The 22773-nt window shown below is 41.7% G+C and carries 20 protein-coding genes and 1 other annotated feature; all 20 genes read left to right on the forward strand.

Features of this window, described 5'->3' with window-relative positions; translation table 11 throughout:
• Positions 1–192: 192 nt before the first annotated feature.
• A complete protein-coding gene (locus tag MKY27_RS06515) occupies positions 193–1311 on the forward strand; it encodes a thiolase family protein (protein WP_339198738.1) in 1119 nt (372 codons plus the stop codon).
• Positions 1312–1407: 96 nt separating this feature from the next.
• Positions 1408–2583, forward strand: coding sequence for an acyl-CoA dehydrogenase family protein (locus MKY27_RS06520; protein ID WP_339198740.1), 1176 nt, complete (start codon positions 1408–1410; stop codon positions 2581–2583).
• A 68-nt stretch (positions 2584–2651) separates the two neighbouring features.
• Entirely contained in the window at positions 2652–3845 is a 1194-nt protein-coding gene (locus MKY27_RS06525; protein WP_339198742.1) for a thiolase family protein, read from the forward strand.
• Positions 3846–3865: 20 nt separating this feature from the next.
• Positions 3866–5158, forward strand: a complete 1293-nt coding sequence (locus MKY27_RS06530; protein WP_339198744.1) for an acetyl-CoA hydrolase/transferase C-terminal domain-containing protein — start codon at positions 3866–3868, stop codon at positions 5156–5158.
• Positions 5159–5193: 35 nt separating this feature from the next.
• Positions 5194–6105, forward strand: coding sequence for an SDR family NAD(P)-dependent oxidoreductase (locus MKY27_RS06535; RefSeq protein ID WP_339175974.1), 912 nt, complete (start codon positions 5194–5196; stop codon positions 6103–6105).
• Positions 6106–6140: 35 nt separating this feature from the next.
• A complete protein-coding gene (locus tag MKY27_RS06540; RefSeq protein WP_339198746.1) occupies positions 6141–7316 on the forward strand; it encodes an acyl-CoA dehydrogenase family protein in 1176 nt (391 codons plus the stop codon).
• A 46-nt stretch (positions 7317–7362) separates the two neighbouring features.
• The gene (locus MKY27_RS06545) at positions 7363–7779 is read left to right on the forward strand and encodes a MaoC family dehydratase N-terminal domain-containing protein (RefSeq protein ID WP_339198748.1); all 417 of its coding nucleotides are present in this window, start codon (positions 7363–7365) and stop codon (positions 7777–7779) included.
• 12 nt (positions 7780–7791) lie between these two features.
• Positions 7792–8172, forward strand: a complete 381-nt coding sequence (locus MKY27_RS06550; RefSeq protein WP_339198750.1) for a MaoC/PaaZ C-terminal domain-containing protein — start codon at positions 7792–7794, stop codon at positions 8170–8172.
• Between the two features lie 101 nt (positions 8173–8273).
• The gene (locus MKY27_RS06555; protein WP_339198753.1) at positions 8274–9185 is read left to right on the forward strand and encodes a R2-like ligand-binding oxidase; all 912 of its coding nucleotides are present in this window, start codon (positions 8274–8276) and stop codon (positions 9183–9185) included.
• A 57-nt stretch (positions 9186–9242) separates the two neighbouring features.
• Positions 9243–10760: an aldehyde dehydrogenase family protein gene (locus MKY27_RS06560; RefSeq protein ID WP_339198755.1), complete on the forward strand. Its 1518-nt coding sequence runs from the start codon at positions 9243–9245 to the stop codon at positions 10758–10760.
• A gap of 24 nt (positions 10761–10784) precedes the next feature.
• Positions 10785–11987, forward strand: coding sequence for an iron-containing alcohol dehydrogenase (locus MKY27_RS06565; RefSeq protein WP_339198758.1), 1203 nt, complete (start codon positions 10785–10787; stop codon positions 11985–11987).
• A 77-nt stretch (positions 11988–12064) separates the two neighbouring features.
• On the forward strand, positions 12065–13588 hold the full coding sequence (locus MKY27_RS06570) for a long-chain-fatty-acid--CoA ligase (protein ID WP_339198760.1): 1524 nt from the start codon (positions 12065–12067) through the stop codon (positions 13586–13588).
• 143 nt (positions 13589–13731) lie between these two features.
• Positions 13732–14493, forward strand: coding sequence for a 3-hydroxyacyl-CoA dehydrogenase (locus tag MKY27_RS06575; RefSeq protein WP_339198764.1), 762 nt, complete (start codon positions 13732–13734; stop codon positions 14491–14493).
• A 12-nt stretch (positions 14494–14505) separates the two neighbouring features.
• Positions 14506–15300, forward strand: coding sequence for an enoyl-CoA hydratase/isomerase family protein (locus tag MKY27_RS06580; protein WP_339198767.1), 795 nt, complete (start codon positions 14506–14508; stop codon positions 15298–15300).
• A 75-nt stretch (positions 15301–15375) separates the two neighbouring features.
• Positions 15376–16488: a CaiB/BaiF CoA-transferase family protein gene (locus MKY27_RS06585; protein WP_339198770.1), complete on the forward strand. Its 1113-nt coding sequence runs from the start codon at positions 15376–15378 to the stop codon at positions 16486–16488.
• 180 nt (positions 16489–16668) lie between these two features.
• On the forward strand, positions 16669–17436 hold the full coding sequence (gene yidC / locus MKY27_RS06590; RefSeq protein WP_339198772.1) for a membrane protein insertase YidC: 768 nt from the start codon (positions 16669–16671) through the stop codon (positions 17434–17436).
• A 449-nt stretch (positions 17437–17885) separates the two neighbouring features.
• Positions 17886–18104, forward strand: a binding site (T-box leader).
• Between the two features lie 37 nt (positions 18105–18141).
• Positions 18142–19821: an arginine--tRNA ligase gene (gene argS / locus MKY27_RS06595; RefSeq protein WP_339198774.1), complete on the forward strand. Its 1680-nt coding sequence runs from the start codon at positions 18142–18144 to the stop codon at positions 19819–19821.
• A gap of 123 nt (positions 19822–19944) precedes the next feature.
• Positions 19945–20799, forward strand: coding sequence for an alpha/beta hydrolase (locus MKY27_RS06600; RefSeq protein ID WP_339198776.1), 855 nt, complete (start codon positions 19945–19947; stop codon positions 20797–20799).
• A gap of 39 nt (positions 20800–20838) precedes the next feature.
• The gene (locus MKY27_RS06605; protein ID WP_339198779.1) at positions 20839–21420 is read left to right on the forward strand and encodes a GNAT family protein; all 582 of its coding nucleotides are present in this window, start codon (positions 20839–20841) and stop codon (positions 21418–21420) included.
• 191 nt (positions 21421–21611) lie between these two features.
• Entirely contained in the window at positions 21612–22682 is a 1071-nt protein-coding gene (locus MKY27_RS06610; protein ID WP_339198782.1) for a 3'-5' exonuclease, read from the forward strand.
• Positions 22683–22773 lie beyond the last annotated feature (91 nt).

Consider the following 22773-nt stretch of genomic DNA (forward strand, 5'->3'; position numbering starts at 1 on the left):
AATACGTTGAGAATATTTTCACTCCATTATCTATATAAATTAAAAGACAGATTATTAATTGCTTAATAGGTTGTAATCTTTTTGTACAAGCAACATATAGTGATTTTTGGGGAAGCGAAATGGTTTAGAGGTTTTACGAGGCAATCTAAATGATTTGCCGACACCCAATTTATTTTAAGGGGGAATGTGTGAATGAGAGAAGCCGTAATCGTCGCTGCAACACGAACACCGGTAGGCAGAAGAAATGGTGTGTTGGCAGAAGTACGGGCAGATGATCTAGCTGCAGATGTACTGGAGGATGTAGTAAAGCGTGCGGGAATCGAAAAGGAACTCGTGGAGGACATTATTTTTGGCTGTGTTACCCAAACATTGGAGCAAGGCGGAAATATTGCACGAATTGCCGCATTGATGGCAGGCTTTCCGATTGAAGTGCCCGGTGTCACGATTGACCGGCAATGCGGCTCGAGTTTACAGGCAGTGCATTTTGCGGCGCAAGCGATTATCGCAGGGGATATGGATATTGTAATCGCGGGTGGGATCGAAAGCATGAGCCGTGTACCGATGGGGTCGAATATGGAGGGCACGCGGAAAAGTGACCGTATTAAAAAATATGAGCTGATTCACCAAGGGTTATCCGCTGAGCGTATTGCTGAACAATGGCAGTTATCAGAGCAGGAGATTAATGAATATTCTGTGCTGAGCCAGCAGCGGGCCATTCAAGCAATTGAATCCGGTTATTTTGATGATGAGATTGTAGCGATCGGTAATGTAGCTACTGATGAGGGCCCAAGACCGGGAACGACTGTCGAAGTTCTGGAAGGTTTAAGAAAGCTGTTTAAAGAAGACGGAGTGATTTCTGCAGGAACTTCATCACAAATGAGTGATGGTGCATCAGCTGTACTCATTATGTCGAGTGAAAAAGCGCAGGAACTTGGTGTGAAACCAATGGCGAAAATCATTGCACGTACGGTTGTAGGATCTGACCCGACACTGATGCTGACAGGTCCAATAGAAGCGACAAAACGTGTCCTGGAAAAAGCAAACTTAACGATAGCGGATATGGATACGTATGAAGTGAATGAAGCTTTTGCCCCGGTACCGATTGTTTGGGCAAAAGAGCTTGGCGCGGATTTGGAAAAACTGAATCCCGACGGTGGTGCAATTGCGTTAGGTCATCCACTTGGTGCAACAGGTACAAAATTATTGACGACGATGCTTTACCGCATGGAGCGTAATAACCAGCGCTACGGTTTGCTTGCAATTTGTGAAGGTATGGGCATGGCCAATGCAACAATTATTGAGAGAATTTAAATAATAACGCTATCCTATTTTATAAAACTACGAAAAGATATGTAATCGCTTTCAATTGTAAGAAGTTAAAAATATAACGAAGAGAGAGTGAAATATATGAATAAAACATTGGCGAAAACTAGAAAAGCTTCCCGTGCGTTTTTTAATAATGATCATATTATGTTCCGTGAATCTCTAAGAAAATTTGTGGAAAAAGAGATTGATCCATATTTTACACAATGGGAGCATGATCGCATCGTTCCGCGTGAACTTTGGACAAAGTTGGGGAGTCAGGGGTTCTTATGTCCAAGCGTCGAGGAAAAGTACGGCGGAATGGGCTTGGATTTTATTTTTGATATTGTGTTATCTGAAGAATTGTCAAAAGTCGGTGGCGGTTTAAGCGGCATTGGTTTGCACAGTAATGTCGTAACGCCATATATCACTTCTTTTGGAACAGAAGAACAGAAGATGAAGTATCTTCCGAAGTTTGTAAGCGGTGAATGGATTTCAGCCATTGCCATGACAGAGCCTGGTGCGGGTTCGGACTTACAAAAAATGACGACAACGGCCGTTAAAGATGGCGACGACTATATTGTGAACGGTCAAAAAACGTTTATTACGAACGGAATACTTTCCGATGTCATCATCATCGCTTGTAAAACAGATCCAAAAGCGGTACCTGCACATAACGGAGTAAGCTTATTAATTATTGAAAGAGGGATGGAAGGTTTCTCGCGCGGCAGAAAATTAGACAAGGTTGGCATGCATAGCCAGGATACAGCAGAGCTTATTTTTGAAAACGTACGGGTTCCGGCGGAAAACCTTCTTGGTGAAGAAGGAAAAGGATTCTTGTATTTAATGCAAAAATTACAGCAAGAGCGTCTTCTGACAGCAGTAGGGGCGATTACTGCAGCAAAAGATATGCTCGACTTGACGCTGCAATATGTTAAAGAGCGTGAGGCGTTTGGCAAACCGATTGGTAAATTCCAAAATACACAATTTACACTGGCTGAAATTGCAACACAAGTACAAATCGGCCAAACATTTGTGGATGATTTAATCATCCGACACATGGAAGGTCAGGATATCGTGACAGAAGTATCAATGGCCAAATGGTGGATAACGGATATGGCCCGGAAAATTTCCGTAGAGTGCATGCAATTACATGGCGGCTACGGATATATGGAAGAATACAAGATTGCGAGACGATTCCGTGATATTGCGGTTACACCAATTTTCGCCGGTTCCAACGAAATTATGAAGGTCATTATTGCCAAAAATCTAGGACTGTAATTAATCCGAAACGACTTCATCAAGTTTAAGCACATGATTCGTACTATGATTTTATGAGGTGGGATGAAATGAAAAATGCCGTAATAATAGACTCTGTACGTACAGCGGTCGGTCGCATGGGCGAGACATTGAAAGATGTGGAAGTAGATTATCTCGCGGCAAAAGTGTTGGACGAAATTACAGTTCGTACCGGAATCGACAAAAGTAAAGTCGATGAAGTCATTATCGGACAAGCGAAGCAAAGTACAGACTCACCCAATCTGGCACGCTTAGCCCTATTACGTGCAGGCTTTCCTATTGAAATTACAGGTTATACCGTTCACCGGCAGTGCGGATCAGGTCTGCAGGCGATGAATAGCGGTGCCCAGCAAATAATGTGTGGACTGTCCGATATTATTATCGCTGGTGGCGCTGAAAGCATGAGCACTGCGCCGTACTATTTGCGGAATGTTCGCTATGGGTACGGGGCAGGAAACGGCGAAATTCTTGATTCCAATACGGAAAGTCAGCCTCGTGCTCAACCGATTGAAACATATGGCGCCTTAACGATGGGGATGACTGCCGAGAACTTGGCTGTAAAATATTCGATTTCCCGAAGCGAACAAGATGAGTTCGCCTTAAGAAGCCAGGAAAATGCGAAAAGAGCGATCGAATCGGGACTGTTCGCGGATCAGATTGTCCCATTTGAAGTGAAGACGAAAAAGGGATCGGTTGAATTTAAAGTAGATGAGCATCCGAGGGAAACAACATTTGAAAAATTGTCCCAGTTAAAACCTGTTTTTAAAGAAAACGGCACAGTAACGGCCGGTAACACAAGTGGCCGTAATGATGGGGCAGGTGTGATCATCCTGATGTCGGAAGAAGCTGCTGCACAGTATGATAAAAAGCCGAAAGCAAAAATTATTGCACAGGCTGTAGCGGGGGTTTCGCCTGAAATTATGGGAATCGGCCCTGCACCTGCAACTCGAAAAGCATTGAAAATGGCGAATTTAACACTCGATCAAATCGGGTTGATTGAATTGAATGAAGCCTTTGCAGCGCAATCTTTAGCTGTCATTAAAGAACTTGGCATGGACGTAAACCGTGTCAATGTGAATGGCGGGGCAATCGCACTGGGTCATCCAATAGGCGGCACAGGCGGTGTATTAATGACAAAGCTGCTTCATGAAATGGAAAGGCGCGGAGAAAAATACGGTTTAGTTACATTCTGTATCGGCGGCGGACTTGGTATTACGACAATTGTTGAAAACATGCAATTGTAATATGTACTGGAGCTGATCAAATGAACTTGATTAATACCGATTGGAAATCCCACTATACAAAAAAATGTACCACTGCAAAAAAAGCAATCCAGCTTATTGAATCCTCTCAAACAATATTTTTGGCACCGATGTGTAATGAACCTCAAGAACTTGTTGAAGAATTAATTCGTCAAAGGGCGCGTTTACAAGAGATTTTATTATATACCATCGTTTTAGGTAGTCCGTGCAAATATGCGGATCTATCATGTCAACCACACTTTACAATCCGAACATTTTTAAATTCATCCTTATTGAAAAAAGCACACCAAAATAATCATTGTGATTACATTCCTATGAATTTCTCAGACATCCCAAGATGGACCAAAGAAGAGAAAATTGATGTTGCACTAATCCAGGTTTCCAAGCCAAATGCAGACGGTTTTTGTAATCTCGGTCTTTCGGTAGATGTTGTGCAGACTTTAATAAAGGAAGCGACGGTTGTCATCGCGGAAGAAAACAGCCATCTTCCTTGGACATCCGGTGAAACGCTGGTCCATGTATCACAGATTGACTGTTTTGTTCCGTCTGACCGTCCGCTACTTACGATTCCAAACAGTCCACCAGCTGACGAAGATATAGCGATCGGCAATTACGTAGCTGCGCTGGTTCCCGATTATGCGACGATACAGGTCGGGGTTGGCAAGCTTGCTGGCAGTATTGTCCGGTCACTTCGGTCAAAAGTCGGGTTAGGAGTGCATTCGGGTTCGATTTCTGATGATATTATGGAGCTCATCAATCTAGGAGTCATTACAAACGAACGTAAAGAAATTAATCGTCACAAAACCGTATGTACAACACTTACCGGAACAAACGTTTTATATGACTTCTGTCATCACAATAAAAGCGTTGAACTGTATCCGGTCAGTTACACACATAATGCGGCAATAATTTCGAAAACAAGCAATTTCAATTCAATTAACTCGGCGCTGGAAATAAGTCTGTCAGGACAAATCAATGCCGAGCAAGTTGAGGACTCCTATGTTGTGGCGGGAGTTGGCGGTCAAATGGATTTCATTCACGGTTCCAAACTTTCCCCTGGCGGAAGAGCGATTATTGCCCTGCCATCCACGGCGAAAAATGGTACGGAATCCCGGATAAAAGTTCACACAAAATACGTGACATCATTGAAGTCTGAAATCGACTATGTTGTCACAGAGTACGGTGTTGCCAAACTGTTCGGAAAGTCTTTAAGAGAACGGGCGGAAAGCTTGATTGCCATTGCGCATCCGAAGTTCCGGGCAGCTCTAACTGAACAATACAATCAATTCGTATAAAAAGAAAATCAGCCAAATAAGAAAGGGTGTTAACTGTGTCGAATTTAAAGGATAAAGTTGCAATCGTTACAGGTTCCGGTCGAGGCATTGGACGAGATATTGCCTTACTTTTAGCAAAAGAAGGGGCAAAAGTTGTTGTCAATGATTTGGGCGGAGGATCAGACGGGCTAGGGAATGATACAAAAATTGCCGATGAAGTAGTACAGGAAATACAGGAACTTGGCGGAGAAGCTGTAGCCAACTATGATTCCGTTGCAGATTATGACTCCGCTTCCAATATTGTAGACACAGCGCTCTCAAGATTCGGACGCTTGGATATCGTCGTGAATAATGCAGGTATTTTACGTGACCGTATGCTATTTAAAATGAGCGAGGAAGAATGGGATGCCGTGATTGCGGTTCATTTAAAAGGTTCCTTCAATATGACGCGGGCAGCATCAACGATCTTTAAGGAGCAAAAAAGTGGACGCTTTATTCATTTCACTTCCACTTCAGGGTTAATCGGGAATGTGGGGCAAGCCAATTATTCTGCGGCCAAATTAGGAATTGTCGGGTTAAGTAAAAGCACGGCGCTGGATATGGCCAGATATAATGTCACATCGAATGCGATTGCCCCATTTGCATGGAGCCGATTAATCGGGACAATTCCTGCAGAGACAGAAGATGAAAAAGAGCGCGTGGAAAGACTGAAACAGCTTTCACCGGCTCATATTGCGCCATTAGTTGCTTTTTTGGCATCGGATGAAGCTGCCGATATTTCGGGTCAAATATTTGGTGTGCGAGGAAAAGAAATTATGGTATTTTCTCAGCCGCGCCCGATTCGCTCGGTATTCAATGCAAAAGGCTGGTCTGTTGATAGCTTAAGTGCAATTAAAGGATCGCTTCAATCAAGTTTTACACCGCTTGAAGGTAGTGCCCAAGTCTTTCCGTATGCTCCGTTAGTGTAATTTTCTGGACTGCTAAATGGAAGGGAGAAAAAAATATGGACTTTCAGCTGCCACCCGATTTACTTGAAATGAAAAAATCGATCCGGGATTTTATAGACAATGTAGTGGATCCACTTGCAGACCAGATTGACCGTGAAGACCGCATTCCAGAACATCTTATGAAAATGTCGAAAGAGATGGGGTTATTCGGTCTAAGCATCCCTGCTGAATATGGCGGTACGGGTATTGATATGGTCGGGAAATGTAGTCTCTTTGAAGAAATCGGGCGCACATCGAATGGTTATATGACGGTAATTGGTGCCCACACCGGCATTGGGTCTGTCGGGATTGTGGAATTGGGGACAGAAGAGCAGAAGCGGAAATATTTACCGCGCTTGGCTTCAGGTGACATCATTGGTGCGTTTGCTTTAACCGAAACGACTGCCGGTTCCCATGCGGCGGCGCTAAAAACAACTGCTGTTCGTAAAGGGGACAAATATATACTAAATGGTGCAAAGCAATATATTACAAATGCCCCGATTGCAGGAGTTTTTACAGTGATGGCTGCGACCGATCCATCGAAAGGTGCAAAGGGGATCACTTCATTTCTCGTAGATAAAAGCGCTCCCGGTTTAATCATCGGTAAAACAGAAGAAAAAATGGGACTTCGCGGATCCCATTCTTCTGAAATTTTCTTTGAGGATTGTGAAGTTCCGGTCGAAAATGTGCTTGGTGAAGAAGGATTAGGTTACGTTAATGCTTTAACCATTTTGGCAAATGGACGTGCAGGCCTCGCAGCGAGAAACTTAGGTTCGTCCCAAAAGCTATTTGAGTTATCCGTCAAATATGCGCATGAGCGTGAACAGTTCGGTAAACCAATTTTTGAACAGCAAATCATTCAGCATTACTTGGCGGAAATGGCTTTGGATATCGAGACATTACGATCCTTTACGTACCGAGTAGCATGGATGGTGGACCAGGGGTTGAATGTCATGAAAGAGGCAGCGATGGCAAAGCTTTTAGGTTCGGAAATTTATAATCGCATTGCGGATAAAGCTGTTCAAATCCATGGTGGTCTCGGCTATATGAAAGATTTTCCTGTTGAAAGATTCTACCGGGATGCCCGTATTACAAAAATATATGAAGGTACATCCGAAATTCAAAAAAACATCATTGCTGCTCAAATTCATAAAGACTATATGAAGAAAGCACCGTCAGCAACGATGAATTAACATATTTTAAATTATCTGAAAATATAGATAAATGAAGTTGAAGGAGGTGATTTTTTTGAGTACAGGGCTTAAGGAAAAAGTTGGCCTGAAATTAGAATCCTACACCTTTCGAGTTGAAAAAGGAAAAATCAGAGAATTGGCACAAGCGATTGGCGATTTAAAAGAGGAGTATTTGAACGGAGAAGCAGTACCACCGACATTCCCAACAGTGATCGACTTCTGGGGTGGGGGTGCCTCTTCGTCCGAACTATTGAATTTAAATATGAAAAAAGTTCTCCATGGTGAGCAGGAGTATGAATATTTCAGGGAAATCGTTCCAGATGAAGAAATTACCGTACATGGTGTAATTGAAAAAGCGTATACAAAAGCGGCGATGAACTTCTTTGTTATACGCAAGGACTACATGGACAAACAAGGTGAAACGATTTTAATCAGCCGATCTACGATTATCGAAAGGCATTAGGGGGGTCATTTTATGGAAGTTGGCCAGACACTGGAACCTTTACAGAAGGATGAAATAACACATACACAACTCGTTCGATATGCGGGTGCATCCGGCGATTTCAACCCGATCCATACCGTTGTCCCATTTGCTGATGCAGCAGATTTAGGCGGGGTCATTGCACATGGCATGCTGGTGATGGGTTTTGTCGGACAGGCAATTGGACAATGGTTTGAAGTGAAGGATTTGAAGAAATTCACAACGAGATTCAAAGCAATGACAAGGCCGGGAGAAAGAATAACGGTTCAAGGCCGAATTGTTGATGAAAATGAAGCTTGCTGGATTTGTGAGGCGGAAGCGGTCAATGAAGATGTGGAAGTAAAAGTGAAGGCGTTTTTTGAGGTGAAAAAATAATTACTTTTACGTTTGTTCTATGGAGATGTTTCGTTACGTAAAATTTGTGATGTTGACTGCAATTTTACAGGAGAATCTCTTTCATACTCAAGCAGTTATGGATGAAGCGAACAAAAATTAAGGGGGAACTAGCAATGAGAGAATATGTAACGACGAAACAGGAAATCAACAAAAATTCACTACCTTATAACTTGTACCAGAAAGCAAAAAAATTCGGAATCTGGAATCCGGTAGATATCGATTTTACACAGGATAAAGAAGACTGGAAGAAATTAAGTGATGAGCAACAATTAGAAGTACTTACACAGTTTGCTCAATTTATCGGCGGTGAAGAAGCGGTCACACAAGATATTTTACCGATGATTATGGCGGTTTCCAAAAAAGGGTGGTTCGAAGAGGAATCGTATTTAACAACATTCCTTTTTGAAGAAGCGAAGCATGCTGAATTTTTCAGTCTGTTCCTGGAAGAAATCGGCGTAACGGAAGATTTGACGCATTTACTTTCACCAGGCTACCGGAAGCTATTTGATGAAAAATTGCCTGCAGTGATGGGCAAATTGATTGATGATCAATCACCGGAAGCGATGATCGATGCAGCGGTTACTTACAATATTTTCGCGGAAGGTGTTTTGGCTGAAACAGGATACTGGTTCTTCCATGAAGCACTCTCAAAATCAAATCTGTTCCCGGGATTTATTTCCGGAATTCGAAATGTAAAGCGTGACGAGGGACGTCATATTGGTTTCGGCACATTCCTTATTCAGCGCCTCATCAGTGAAAATCCTGAACTTGAGCTGTTTGAACGCGTGCAACAAAGACTGCAGGAGCTGTTACCGATTGCAATGATGTTAACGGAAAGAAAAGAAGAAGTAACAAGTCTTGGAATCGAACGAGGAAAGTCGATGGAATTTGCAATGAAACAATTGCAGGCACGTCTGACAGTTCTTTCACGGGCAAAAGGAAAGACATTGGAAGAAATCTACAATACGGATATTGCTTTAGAGGAAGTATAGGAAATAATCATTCAGACGCTGTAAAGAGACAGTTTGCTATTTAAAGGGGGATGAAAGATGACGACAGACGTACAAGTAAAGGTCTTTCCGCAATTTATCAATGGTGAATGGACACCACCTGCTTCAGGTGAATTTTTTGATGTGATCAATCCGGCTACATCAGAAGTTGTGGCGAAAGTTTCAAAAGGGAATCAGGATGATGTGAACAAGGCGGTTCAAAATGCGAAAGAAGTATTTGAATCAGGTGTATGGTCTGGAAAAACGCAGGCTGAACGTGCACAGATCATGCTGCAATTCGCGGGGAAAATCAGGGAGCATGCCCAGGAGATTATTTTCCTGGAGGGGATTAGTACGGGGGCGACACTGCGAAAATTAGGTGGCGCGGATATTCGACAGTTAATCCTTTCACTTACTCAAACAGCGGATTTATCGTTGAAATATGAAGCTGTAACAGCGCTTCCTGTTAATGAGCAGCTCGGTCCGAACCGAAGCCTGCTTGTTCGTGAACCACTCGGTGTAGTAGCGGCAATCACGCCATTTAACTTCCCGTTAGTTTTAGCGATGTGGAAAATCGCACCGGCAATCGCGATGGGGAACTCGATCATTATTAAGCCGGCTTCCAATACACCATTAGGTACATTGAAGCTTGCACAATTAGCAGTTGAAGCCGGTATTCCACCAGGGGTAATCAATGTCATCACTGGTCCGGGAGCTGAAGTAGGGGATGCCCTTGTCACGCATCCGGATGTATCGAAAGTGGCGTTCACTGGATCCACTGAAGTAGGCAGAAAAATTATGGCGCAAGCTGCAGGCACGGTAAAGAAAGTGACGCTTGAACTTGGGGGAAAAGCGCCTGCAATCGTACTTCCGGATGTAGATCTTGAAGTGGCAATTCCGGGAATTCTGCTCGGTGTGTTTTTCCATTCAGGGCAAGTGTGTGAAGCGAGTACACGCCTTATCGTCCATGAATCCATTTATGATATCGTCGTGCAACAACTAGTTGAAACATCGAAGAAAATTAAACTCGGTCAGCCACTAGATATGACAACGGGAATGGGGCCGGTTATCTCTGAATCACAGATGAATAAAATCCTCGATTATATTCAGTCTGGCATTGATGAAGGGGCAAGACTTGTATGCGGTGGTAATCGGGCAACAGGTCCAGGGCTGGAGAACGGATATTTCATCGAGCCGACGATCTTCGCAGATGTAACGAACGATATGAAGATTGCGAGAGAAGAAATCTTTGGTCCGGTATTATGCGTGCTTAAATACTCAACTGAAGAAGAGGCAATTGCCATCGCCAATGATACGGAATACGGGTTATCAGGCGGTGTCTGGGGTCGTGATGTGACGAAAGCAAATGAAATTGCGACAAAAATTAATGCGGGTACAGTCTGGATCAATGACTGGCATATTTTCCGTACGGATGCTCCATTCGGCGGCTATAAGCAAAGTGGTTTAGGTCGGGAGCAGGGAGCTCAAGTGTTTGATGACTACACGGAGCTTAAAAATATTTGCACGTCCTTAACAACAGAAAACGCGCAGCGCCCAGCTTTAGGTTTAATCTTTTAATCGAAAAACGAATGGAGAGATACGATGAAAACGACTTCCTATTTTGAGTTCACGCATCGCCCTGAAATCCGAAGTGGTGCAGGTTCACATATTTTAGTTCCGGATTTAATTCAAGGTTTAGGCGGAAAGCGCCCTGTTCTTTTTTCGGATAAAGGACTAACGGATGCTGGATTAACACAAAAAATCAAAAGCTTATTTGACATGGTGCCCGGTATAAAGCTTGCGGGTGTGTTTGATGATATTCAGCAAGATGCGAAATCAAGCAATATTAATAGAGGTCTGAAATATTTTAAAGAATGCAATGGCGACTCCATCATTGCGATTGGCGGAGGCAGTGTTTTAGATACTGCCAAAACAATTAAATGGGCTCTTTATAATGGTGTGAACCAAGTCGAATATACTTTAACCGGGAATGTTTTGGAAGTATGGCCTGAAGCTAAGCCATTCGGTATTCCGCATATTTCGATTCCGACAACAGCCGGAACAGGTGCTGAAATTTCCAGTATTTCTGTAGTGTTCAATGAATTGCTGAACTTGAAATGTAACTTGATGAATCCGTATTTAAGTTCCGACATCGCGGTTTTAGATCCTGATTTAACGGTCGGTTTACCGCCACGAGTAACAGCATTTACCGGTATGGATGCACTGACACATGCGGTAGAAGGATTCTTCTCAACAAAGGCCACGAATTTTTCCGATGCTTTTGCGCTGCATGCTGCAAAAATCATCGTCGAAAATTTAACTACAGCAGTGCATGATGGAAAGAATGTTGCAGCCCGTGCCAATATGCTTCAGGCAAGTGCGATGGCGATCACAAGCTTCCAGGCGGCGATGGCCAATATACCAATCCACAATATCGCCCATACGTATGGTGCGAAATACGGAATTCCACATGGTTTGGCAAATGCAGTTCTCATGCCGAGTGTAATGAAAAACATGCCGAACATGTACTTACCGAAAGTGAATGCATTTGCTTCAGCATTAGGGGTCATCCCGAATGCTGAGAATCCGCAAGAAACACTGGATGAGTGCATCAATGTAATTGTCGATTTAAGAAATGCAGTAAATCTGCCGCCAAGCTTTGACGAGTTTAATATTGATGCGGCGGATATTCCGCAACTTGTGCCTGCTGTACAAAACGATCCGTCGTCTTTAAGTTTCCGTATTCCGGATGACATCATTGTAAACGTTTCTAAAGAAGTAATCAGTTCAAAAGTAAGTATTTAATTTAAAGGAAGCGCTCTTGAGGAGAGGGGGAATCCTCCTTTCCTTTGATCGATAATTTGAAAGTAGGAGGTTACATTATGAATATTGTTGAATTGCTTACTTCAACAACGTCTCGTTTACCAGATCAACCTGTCATCCACTTCAAAGGGGCTCAGCTTACTTATAAAGAATTGCAAGATAAGGTTTACAAAGTCGCCGCAGGTTTAAAAGAACAAGGTGTCACAAAAGGTACAAATATAGCATTAATGATGACGAATCGCCCGGAATATATTATTACGTATTTTGCTATTTTAGCGAATGGAGGTACGGTCGTTCCGATCAACCCGACATTCAAAGAGCAGGAAGTTACGTATATCCTTAACGATTCTGAAGTTGAACTATTAATAATTGAAGATGTGTGTAAACCGGTTATCGAAAACGCAATGGCTCAATTGAAATCGGTCAAAGCAATTATTAATTACAGTGATACGGCTGATGAACAATTTCTATCTTGGCATCATCTGGACACATCCGCTTCTATTTCAGAAATTGTACCCCTCCATGAATCTGAAGTCGCACAAATTATTTATACTTCCGGAACGACCGGAAATCCGAAAGGCGCCATGATTACACACGGAAATCTAAACTGGATGGCCATAACAGCAGCCGTCTACAATCAGTTAGTTCCGAGTGACCGTGTACTATGTGTATTACCATTGTTCCATGCTTATGCAAAACTTCAGGGCTTCCTTGCACCGATTGCTCACGGTTGTGCAATTTATTTAGAGGAACGGTTCCATCCAGTAGAAACATTAAAAGCGATTGCCGAACATGAAATTACAATATTTTTAGGTGTACCGACAATGTATGCCTTTTTTGCCCAAGTTCCACATTTAGTCGAACAGCTGGATTTCTCGAAATTACGCACAGCCGGTTCAGGTGGTGCAAGCTTACCGGCAGAGCTATTGCATAAGACGAATGAATCGTTCGGTGTCAGTATTTCAGAAGGGTACGGTTTAACGGAAAGTACGGTCATGCTGTTGACAACACACCGCAGCTTACCGAAAAAAGTCAACTCTGTCGGCATGCCGTTACCGGGCATCGATTTAAAGCTGGTCGATCCGGAAGGAAATGAAGTAGCCGATCATGAAGTAGGAGAAATTTTATTTAGAGGGCCGAACATGATGAAAGGCTATTACAAAAAGCCTGACGAGACTGCAAATACAATCAGGGACGGCTGGTTGTATACAGGGGATATGGCGTACCGCGATGAAGAAGGCTATCACTTTATCGTAGACCGTAAAAAGGACATTATCATCCGCGGTGGATTTAATATTTACCCAAGGGAAATAGAGGAAATGCTGTACCAGCATCCTGCTATTGTAGAATGTTCTGTCATCGGCAGACCGGACCCGGTTTTTGGTGAAAAAACGGTTGCGTATGTCGTATCGAAAGATTCCGAGCTTACAGAAGAAGATATTCGGGACTACTGCAAAGTGAAACTTGCCGAATACAAAGTGCCGGATTATGTGAGTTTTATCGAAGAAATTCCGAAATCGGGAACAGGTAAAATTTTAAAGACGGCGCTGAAAAACTTGGACAAGAACGCATTGCCTAAATAAGAAGCGGTCGGTTGGTCGAAGTTCTTAAACTTCAGTACATGAACTAGAACGCAGATTCTGCTGTTATGGACGAGGCGCAAATGCGAATGCCCAGCAATGGCAAACAGGTTAACGATTGAACATGAATAGGGAGGGATTAATAAATGAATTTTGACCAAAAGGCAATTATCGTTACGGGTGGAGGATCCGGTTTAGGTGAAGCGACTGCACGAAAGATTGCAGCTGCTGGAGGCTATCCGGTCATACTGGATTTAAATGAAGAAAAGGGTCAGGCGGTAGCTGATGAAATAAATGGCCTGTTTTTTAAAACGAACGTTGTGAAGGAAGAAGATGTACAGACAGCAATCGACGGTGCTGTAGAAAAGTACGGTTCGATTCAAGGTGTTGTAAACTGTGCCGGTCTTGGTACATCGACACGTGTAGTAGGCAGAAAGGGTATTTTTCCATTAGATGAATTTAACTTTATTATTCAAGTAAATCTGGTTGGTACGTTTAATGTCATCCGTTTAGCGGCAGCTGCCATGATGACAAATGAACCGAATGAACACGGGGAGCGCGGGGTTATCGTGAATACAGCTTCTGTAGCGGCATTCGATGGGCAAATCGGCCAGGCTGCCTATTCTGCTTCTAAAAGCGGCATTGTAGGGATGACATTGCCGATTGCAAGGGATTTGGCAAGCCACGGTATTCGGGTTATGACGATTGCTCCGGGTATTTTCGATACACCTTTAATGAACAGTGCACCTGAAGCCCTTAAGGAAGCGTTAGGAAAACAAATTCCTTTCCCACCGCGTTTAGGTGAAGCGGATGAATATGCACATTTAGTAAAGGCCATTTTTGAAAACCCGATGTTAAACGGTGAAACGATTCGACTCGACGGTGCGATTCGCATGGCCCCAAGATAAGGAGGATAACGGATGAACCTTGAAACAATGACGATAGAGAAATTAGATTATGGCGTCCATGTCGTAACAATTAATAACCCGCCAGCCAATACATTAAATGCAGGAATTCAACAGGATTTATTGCAACTAATTGAAGAAGTCGAGAAAAATCCGGAAATCCGGGCCATTGTATTCAAATCGGCCAACCCGAAGATTTTCATAGCAGGTGCTGACCTGGGGGCAATGGGCAGCTCTAATGTAAACGTGGATTTTGCCGAAAGCTCAAAACATGTGCAGGATATTTTCAATCGGCTCGAAGCCTTAAAGGTGCCGACCATTGCTGCAATCAATGGCCATGCATTAGGCGGCGGGTGTGAATTCGTACTTGCATGCGATTTCCGGATTATGGGTGCCGGAACAATAGGGTTAACAGAAGCATCATTGGGCTTGTTGCCGGGTGCCGGCGGGACACAGCGCATGACAAGATTAATAGGCGGAGCAAAAGCACGCGAGTTGATGTATTTAAGCAAACGTTTAAAAGCTGAAGAAGCTGCGACAATCGGCTTAATTACAGAAGCGGTTGCCCCGGAAGAGCTGGAAGAAAAGGCAATTGCATTCGCAAATAAGCTTGCTCAAAGTGCAGTAGGAGCGATCGGCCTCATTAAAGAGAGTATTTTGGCTGCAGAAGAATTGCCGTTGGAACAAGGGTTATTAGTGGAACGGAAAGCCTTTGCGAAAACATTTACTACAGGGGAAGTAAATGAAGGGATCCGTGCGTTCTTTGAGAAACGCCCTCCGAATTTTTTAAAGCCAGTTACAAATCAATAAATAGGACAATTGGGGGCCGTGTTGAAAGTTCAGCTTTCAGTACGGCCTTAATTTATTTTTGGAAGGATGAGGGTTATGTTGTTAAAAGGATTAAAAGTATTGGATTTCTCCACATTATTGCCAGGTCCGTTTGCGACAATGATGCTTGCAGATCTCGGAGCAGAAGTGGTACACGTCACAAAACCGGTAGAAGATGGTAAGGAGTGGGGACCGGACGAGTATTTGCAGCGTTCTAAAAAATCGCTGGCGGTCGATTTAAAATCTCCGGAAGTTGTCGCTTCTATAAAGGAACTATTAAAGGAACAGGAATACGATATTGTTGTTGAACAGTTCCGGCCCGGTGTGATGGCACGACTTGGTCTTGATTATGATTCATTAAAAGCGATCAATCCTGGCTTAATATACTGCTCCATTACTGGCTACGGACAGACTGGTCCTTACAGTGAACGTGGCGGGCATGATATTAACTATGTCGCGTTGGCGGGGCTGCAAGGTTATTCAGGAACAAAAGAAAGCGGACCAGCTAATATTGGTTTTCAGGTGGCAGATTTGGCGGGAGGTTCCATGCATGCGGTAATCGGTATTTTGTCGGCAGTCATTTACCGTGAAAAAACGGGAATCGGGCAGCATCTGGATATTAGTATGACAGATTGTGCTTTAACGCTAAATGCTTTATTTGCCCATGATCATTTAGGAGAAGGAAAACCGCTTGCACGTGAAGAGCTGATCTTAAACGGCGGATCATTCTATGGTTACTACGAAACGCTGGATGGCCGGTACCTTTCAGTCGGCAGCCTGGAACCGAAATTCAGGCAGCAGTTGTGTGAGGCAATCGGATCCCCGGATTTACTCCGATTAGCAATGAGTAGTAATCCGGCTGATTTGGCAATGCTGAAAGAACAGCTCGGAAGTACATTCCTGCAAAAGACATTGGAAGAGTGGCAATCTATTTTTTCTGAAGTCGATGCTTGTGTGGAGCCGGTATTATCTTTTGAAGAAACGGTTGCCCATCCACTTTTCAAGGCCCGGGAAATGTTTGTGGAAATTGAAAAGCCGGATGGAACTACACAAAAACAGATTGCTTGTCCGATTAAGTCCAATCTTTTCAAGGCATCTTACGGGACAATCGGGGTAAAAGCCGGGACACATAATGAAGATATATTGGGGAGCCTGTTAAAGAAGTCTTAGGGGAGAGTCATTTAGAAAAATGGATTTACGGTTTATAATTATGGTGGAACATGTAAATAATATTAAGTTTAATTACGTTCATATTAAAAAAACTTAACATTTATAAGAGTTATTACTGTTCATTTATCGAAAAATATTTTAAGATATAGACGAATTACAAGATTGTTGAGCAGGTGAACTATGAAAAACTTAAAACTTAGTGTTTTCCTTCTAACTGTTCCACTTTTACTGGCAGGCTGTGAAAGTGTTGAAAACAAAGAAGGCTTCTTCTATTCAACATTTGTACGTCCAATGGATTGGACGTTAAACACATTTGGTGAATTATTTAACGGCAGCTATGGATTGGCTATTATTGCTATTATATTAATTATTCGTCTCGTATTAATGCCGTTTATGCTTAAAACTTACCGCAGTCAAGCTACTATGAAAGTGAAAATGGATACGGTCCGTCCACAAATGGAAGATATCCAGGCACGTTTAAAAGCAGCAAAAACTCCGGAAGAAAGAATGACTGTTCAGCAGGAAATGATGTCGCTCTACAAAGAACATAATATTAATCCGCTAAATATGGGCTGCCTGCCAGCGCTTATACAAATGCCGATTATTATGGGCTTATACTATGCGATTTTATATTCGGCCGAAATTAAAACCCATTCATTCCTATGGTTTGACCTTGGCTCTACAGATATTTGGATGACTGCCATTGCAGGTATCGTTTATTTTATACAAGCAAAAGTATCGCTTCAAACCGTACCAGAAGCTCAGAAGAACCAAATGAAACTGATGATTTACGTATCACCGATTATGATTGTCATTATTTCATTATCTTCGATGGCTGCACTCCCACTGTACTGGGCAGTCGGAGGGTTATTCTTAATTGTCCAAACATTCATTGGACGCAAGTTTTTCTCAAACATCCCTGAAACTAAGGGAAATGAATCAAAATAAGTTATGCCGCTGCTAAAGGCTTACTGAATTAAACTACTGAGACAATGTTTTCAGTAGTTTTTTTGATTTCTGCTTAGTGTGGTAAGTGGTGTGGTGTGGTGCAATCTTCTAATAAGCTAGCGGATTGTTCTAATATATTTTAAAAAGTTCTAATAAAATCCTGATCTTCTAATATAATGGCCAGTTGTTCAAATAAGTGGTCGAGATCTTCCAATAAAGCATTCAGTTGTTCTAATATGTCCCAAGCATTTTCTAATATCTGTCTCATTTGTTCTAATAAAGACTATATGAGTTAAACGAACACCCTTAAACTAAAGGAAAACATGAGTTGCCTGCATTTATTTCCCCAGATTTTCTAAAATAAAGTCTGTATTGTCTAATAAAGGCCACAGATTATCTAATAAACACTGTTGACAATAATACCCTTTAATGGATATAATTCAGTAAATTTAAATTCGATGAAAAAGACAGTAGTTTACAGATATTTTGGAAAGCGAGCCGGGGATTGGTGTAAGCCTGGTGCAAAATATGTAAATGAAGCGCACTTTGGAGAAGCGGTCTGAACATAAGTAGGATCTGCCGGGGAGTCACCTCGTTAATAATGGAAAGTGGTCACGTTTGTGGCAACTAGAGTGGTACCACGGGAATTCGAAGCTCTCGTCTCTATTTGGAGACGGGGGCTTTTTTATATTGGGAGGGGATAACATGTATAAAAGTATTGCATCAATAATTCAAGACGCTTTGCCTCAAAATATTATAACGACAGATGAAATTGAACAACTACTGGAAAAGCCAAAGTATGAGCATTTAGGGGATGTAGCTTTTCCATGCTTTACGCTTGCCAAAATATTAAAGAAAGCCCCGAATATGATCGCTCGGGAAATAGGCGACAGAATTAAAAATGAACTTATACAGGAAGTGCAAGTAGTTGGCGGCTATATAAATCTATTTTTAAATAAGCTGCAAGTGACAAGAAGCGTCATTACCAAGATTATGTCAGCTCCAGAAGCATACGGCCAACAACAATCAAAACATAAAAACATTGTAATCGATTTTTCATCACCGAATATTGCAAAACCATTCTCCATGGGGCATCTTCGTTCTACAGTTATTGGCAATGCCCTTGCAAATATTGCAGAAAAAAACGGGTACAACGTTGTCCGGGTAAATCATCTTGGCGACTGGGGTACCCAATTTGGTAAATTGATTGTGGCATTTCGGCTATGGGGAGAAAAAGAGTGTGTTGAACAAGCACCTATCGAAGCGCTTTTAAAACTTTACGTGAAGTTCCATGATGAAGCGGAATCAAATGACAATCTAAATGAGCAAGCGAGATCTGCTTTTAAAGCGCTCGAAGATCAGGATCCGGAGGCATTGGAATTATGGAATTGGTTTAAAGGTGCTTCTTTACAAGAATTTAAGCAGATTTATGATCAGCTCCATATTGCGTTTGATTCTTATGAGGGGGAAGCTTTTTATAATGATAAAATGCAGCCTATTGTTGAGGAATTAAATAAGAAGCAATTACTTAAAGAGTCGCATGGCGCAAATGTTGTGGAGCTTGAAGACATGCCGCCTTGTTTAATAACTAAGCAGGACGGGGCAACATTATATGCGACACGTGACTTAGCCGCAGCATTTTATAGAAAGAAGCGTTATGAACCAGCCAAAGTTTTCTATGTAGTAGGGAATGAGCAAACACTGCATTTTAAACAAGTGTTTCAAGTCATTTCGAAAATGGGCTATCCATGGGCGGAAAATCTGAAGCATGTACCATTTGGAATGATACTGAAAGACGGAAAAAAGATGTCGACTCGTAAAGGTAGAGTCATTTTATTGAAGGGTGTATTAAAGGAAGCGGTGGATACAGCGTCAAGAAATATAGAGGAAAAAAATCCAACTTTAAATAATAAACAAAATGTAGCTGAGCAAGTAGGCATTGGCGCGGTAATATTTAATGATTTAAAAAACTTTCGCTTAAACGATATTGAATTTTCATTACCTCAAATGTTGAATTTCGAAGGCGAAACAGGGCCATATGTACAATATACTCATGCCCGGATTCATTCCATTTTAGATAAAGCAAAGTATAAAGCGGACAAGGAAATACCCGTAGAAGAATTAGAAGATTCGGCTTGGGCTGTCATTTTGCTGTTGCAACAATATCCTCAAGTAGTTATAGACAGTTTTGAACAAGTGGATCCATCCTTAATTGCGAAATATGTATTGCATTTAGCACGGATGTTCAACAAATATTATGCAAATACAAAAATATTAGTAGAAGATCAACAACGTGAAAACCGTTTACAGCTATGTTTTGCAGTAGCAACCGTATTAAAGGATGGTTTGAAATTACTAGGCATCCAATCACCTGAAAGAATGTAATTTAAACGGACTTAATGGTGATTTAAGTGCTTATAAATCCTCTAAAGATATAAATACTCATTGTATCCCCTCATTATCTATGCGAAAATTTATTAGAATATTGGAAAAATAAGGAGTGGGACTATGTGGGAACAGCAGCTAATTGAAACAACGCGAGGAGTTTTTGAAGTTTTTACAAAAGGCGAGGGGAAACCGCTCTGTGTGACACATTTATACAGCGAATTTAATGCAAATGGCAATCGGTTTGCGGAAATGTTTGTCCCGTATTATAAAGTGCATTTAGTGAATTTACGTGGCTGCGGAAAATCAACGGATGATGTGTCTGTCTCTAACTATGGCATGCAGGATAGTGTAGCGGATCTGGAGGCAATACGAACAGCATTGGATTATAATGCATGGGGCTTTGCGGGGCATTCAACAGGGGGAATGCTTGCATTAAATTATGCGATTTTGCATCCGGAAAGCGTGGAATTTATCGTAGCTGGCGGACTTTGTGCTTCTGCAGAATATATGCATCACCCTGCGAGCATCTACTGCAAGGAAAATCCTAACAATAAAAGGATTCTTGAGATTTTAGCGATGCTGCGCGATCCATCATCAACAATCGAGCAAAGAAGAGCGGGCTCTAAAGAATGGGCGCTTATGTCGCTATATAAAGAACAAAGCTATGAAAATATGATAAGCCGGCCAAGCAGCGGGAAAACCGTTTCAAAAAGACTGGATTATTTTTCGTATAAAGAGCTCCAAGACTTCGATTTGCGACCGCAATTACCGACAGTGAAAACGAAAGCCTATATATACGGCGGGTTATACGATGCGCAATGTCCATATGAATTTGCAGTGGAAGCGGCGGATTTGCTAGCGAATGCGACTTTGACGACCTTTGCAAAAAGTAACCATAACCCGTTTATTGAGGAAGAAGAAAAGTTCTCGGATTTTGTCCGGAATCTGTCCCAAGTTCATTCTTCACAATTATAAGGAAATAGCCAATTTGATATCGTGAAAAGGGAGAAATATATGGAAGAAATCATATTAGAAAATGAAATCGTCAAGTTAAGACCTGTACAAATAGATGATGTTGAAGCAATTACCGCTGCCGCGAATGATGAGCGGATTTGGGAGCATATGTCGGTAACATTGCTTTCTAAAGAAGCGGTACAAAACTATATTGAAAATGCGATTAAAGAGCGGAAGAAAGGGATTTCCAATATGTTTGCGGTTATCGATAAGAAAACGGACGCCATTGTAGGCTGTACCTCTTTTCTTGATATTTCATTTCCGCATAAAAGATTGGAAATAGGGTCTACTTGGTATAACCCGAGTGTTTGGCGCTCGGCGATTAATACAAATTGCAAGTTTTTATTGTTTCGATACTGCTTTGAAGAACTTCAATTAAATCGTGTTCAAATTAAAACAGGTCACGAAAACTACCGTTCGCAAAAAGCGATTGAACGGATTGGCGCAGTAAAAGAAGGGGTTCTGCGCAATCATATGATCCGAAAAGAAGGAATCATTCGCCATACCGTTATGTATAGTGTCATTCTGGAAGATTGGACACAACTTAAAGTCAAGTTCGTCGATCATTTATTAAAATATTGAAAATAAGTGGATTAATGAATGTTATTGATAAGATTTTATAAGAAATTCGCATTTTTTCAAGCTATTTAACACGAATTGTGTGGAATAAACGAACATTCTCGTGTCATATCCCATATTTTCATATACAATAAGATAGTTAAATCTTTAATGGGAATATCTTATCCTGTTAAATTTATATAGATTCGGTGTAGGTGAAAAATTTGGGACGAACGAAAACATATATAAGTATAGATATAGAAGCCGCCCTGATACGCGGTAAGCAGTATATTATTGAAATTGGCGCAGTGAAATGGCTTCCTGATGGTACGACAGAAACGTTTACACAGTTAATTCAGCCATATAAATTCAAAAAGTTGAATGCGCACATTCAAAAGCTGACAGGTATCACGACAGAACAGCTAGTTGATGCCCCTTCCTTTAAAGAAGCTTTTCATAAATTTAAGCGCTGGTGCAAGCAGGATTATGTATTTTTGACATTTGGAGAATTTGATCGGAAAGTGCTTGAAGAAGAGCTGTCACGAAATTATATAAAAAATGATTGCTTGTATCCGATGATCGATTTCCAGCAAAAATATATGATTGCCAATGGTTTAAAAGAGCAGCCTTCATTGGGAGGGTTAATGGCACAGCTTGGGTTGGAAAACGAAACACAGCACCGTGCATTAGCAGATGCGGCAAGTCTGCTATCAATCTTCGTTAAAGTTGATGGAGATCAGCTCATTGAACAGCAGCAAACGAATGATTTTATTTTATTGCTGACAAATTTCAGAATGCTCGAAACGACGTACGAACTTGTCATCTCAGTAACGAATTGTAAAATCGAGGATGATCGGATAACGGTCAATTCAATGAATACTTTCCGTGATGAGCTTCCTTTTACTGTACAAATAGTCGAACGTGTGGGGGAAGACGGAGAAAAAACGACATCGGAGAAAATATCGATTAAGCCGAATGCACAGGCAAAGCAGTTCTTGCAGCAAGTTTCGGAGAATATGGACGGCAAAATTTTAATTTCACGTACGGCATTACGATCAATGTCAAAAATATTGAAATTGCATCAAGTCACTTTGCCGAAAACTGAAGTGATGACATTAGCAAATTTATTGAAAAAAGAAGAGATAATTGCAAGATTTAATTTAGATGATGAACCTACCAATACATATGAAGCAAGAGTGTTAAGTTTGCTTAATAAGTATGAGCATATGTTTGTTGCTGAGTTTTATAAACGAGCATTAATCGAGAAAAATATAATACAAGTATAATAAATTCTCCATTTTTAGGAGAATTTTTTCTTTAATGCCGACTCCTATTACGTTATGATAGGGGGGTACGAATCACTCGTGGGATAATAAA

The organism is Solibacillus sp. FSL R5-0449 (genome assembly GCF_037975215.1).
GTDB lineage: Bacteria > Bacillota > Bacilli > Bacillales_A > Planococcaceae > Solibacillus.

Coding starts and splice junctions, on each gene's coding strand:
- MKY27_RS06515 (WP_339198738.1), top strand. CDS start 193: ATGAGAGAAGCCGTAATCGTCGCTGCAACACGAACACCGGTAGGCAGA.
- MKY27_RS06520 (WP_339198740.1), top strand. CDS start 1,408: ATGAATAAAACATTGGCGAAAACTAGAAAAGCTTCCCGTGCGTTTTTT.
- MKY27_RS06525 (WP_339198742.1), top strand. CDS start 2,652: ATGAAAAATGCCGTAATAATAGACTCTGTACGTACAGCGGTCGGTCGC.
- MKY27_RS06530 (WP_339198744.1), top strand. CDS start 3,866: ATGAACTTGATTAATACCGATTGGAAATCCCACTATACAAAAAAATGT.
- MKY27_RS06540 (WP_339198746.1), top strand. CDS start 6,141: ATGGACTTTCAGCTGCCACCCGATTTACTTGAAATGAAAAAATCGATC.
- MKY27_RS06550 (WP_339198750.1), top strand. CDS start 7,792: ATGGAAGTTGGCCAGACACTGGAACCTTTACAGAAGGATGAAATAACA.
- MKY27_RS06555 (WP_339198753.1), top strand. CDS start 8,274: ATGAAGCGAACAAAAATTAAGGGGGAACTAGCAATGAGAGAATATGTA.
- MKY27_RS06560 (WP_339198755.1), top strand. CDS start 9,243: ATGACGACAGACGTACAAGTAAAGGTCTTTCCGCAATTTATCAATGGT.
- MKY27_RS06565 (WP_339198758.1), top strand. CDS start 10,785: ATGAAAACGACTTCCTATTTTGAGTTCACGCATCGCCCTGAAATCCGA.
- MKY27_RS06570 (WP_339198760.1), top strand. CDS start 12,065: ATGAATATTGTTGAATTGCTTACTTCAACAACGTCTCGTTTACCAGAT.
- MKY27_RS06575 (WP_339198764.1), top strand. CDS start 13,732: ATGAATTTTGACCAAAAGGCAATTATCGTTACGGGTGGAGGATCCGGT.
- MKY27_RS06580 (WP_339198767.1), top strand. CDS start 14,506: ATGAACCTTGAAACAATGACGATAGAGAAATTAGATTATGGCGTCCAT.
- MKY27_RS06585 (WP_339198770.1), top strand. CDS start 15,376: ATGTTGTTAAAAGGATTAAAAGTATTGGATTTCTCCACATTATTGCCA.
- yidC (WP_339198772.1), top strand. CDS start 16,669: ATGAAAAACTTAAAACTTAGTGTTTTCCTTCTAACTGTTCCACTTTTA.
- argS (WP_339198774.1), top strand. CDS start 18,142: ATGTATAAAAGTATTGCATCAATAATTCAAGACGCTTTGCCTCAAAAT.
- MKY27_RS06600 (WP_339198776.1), top strand. CDS start 19,945: ATGTGGGAACAGCAGCTAATTGAAACAACGCGAGGAGTTTTTGAAGTT.
- MKY27_RS06605 (WP_339198779.1), top strand. CDS start 20,839: ATGGAAGAAATCATATTAGAAAATGAAATCGTCAAGTTAAGACCTGTA.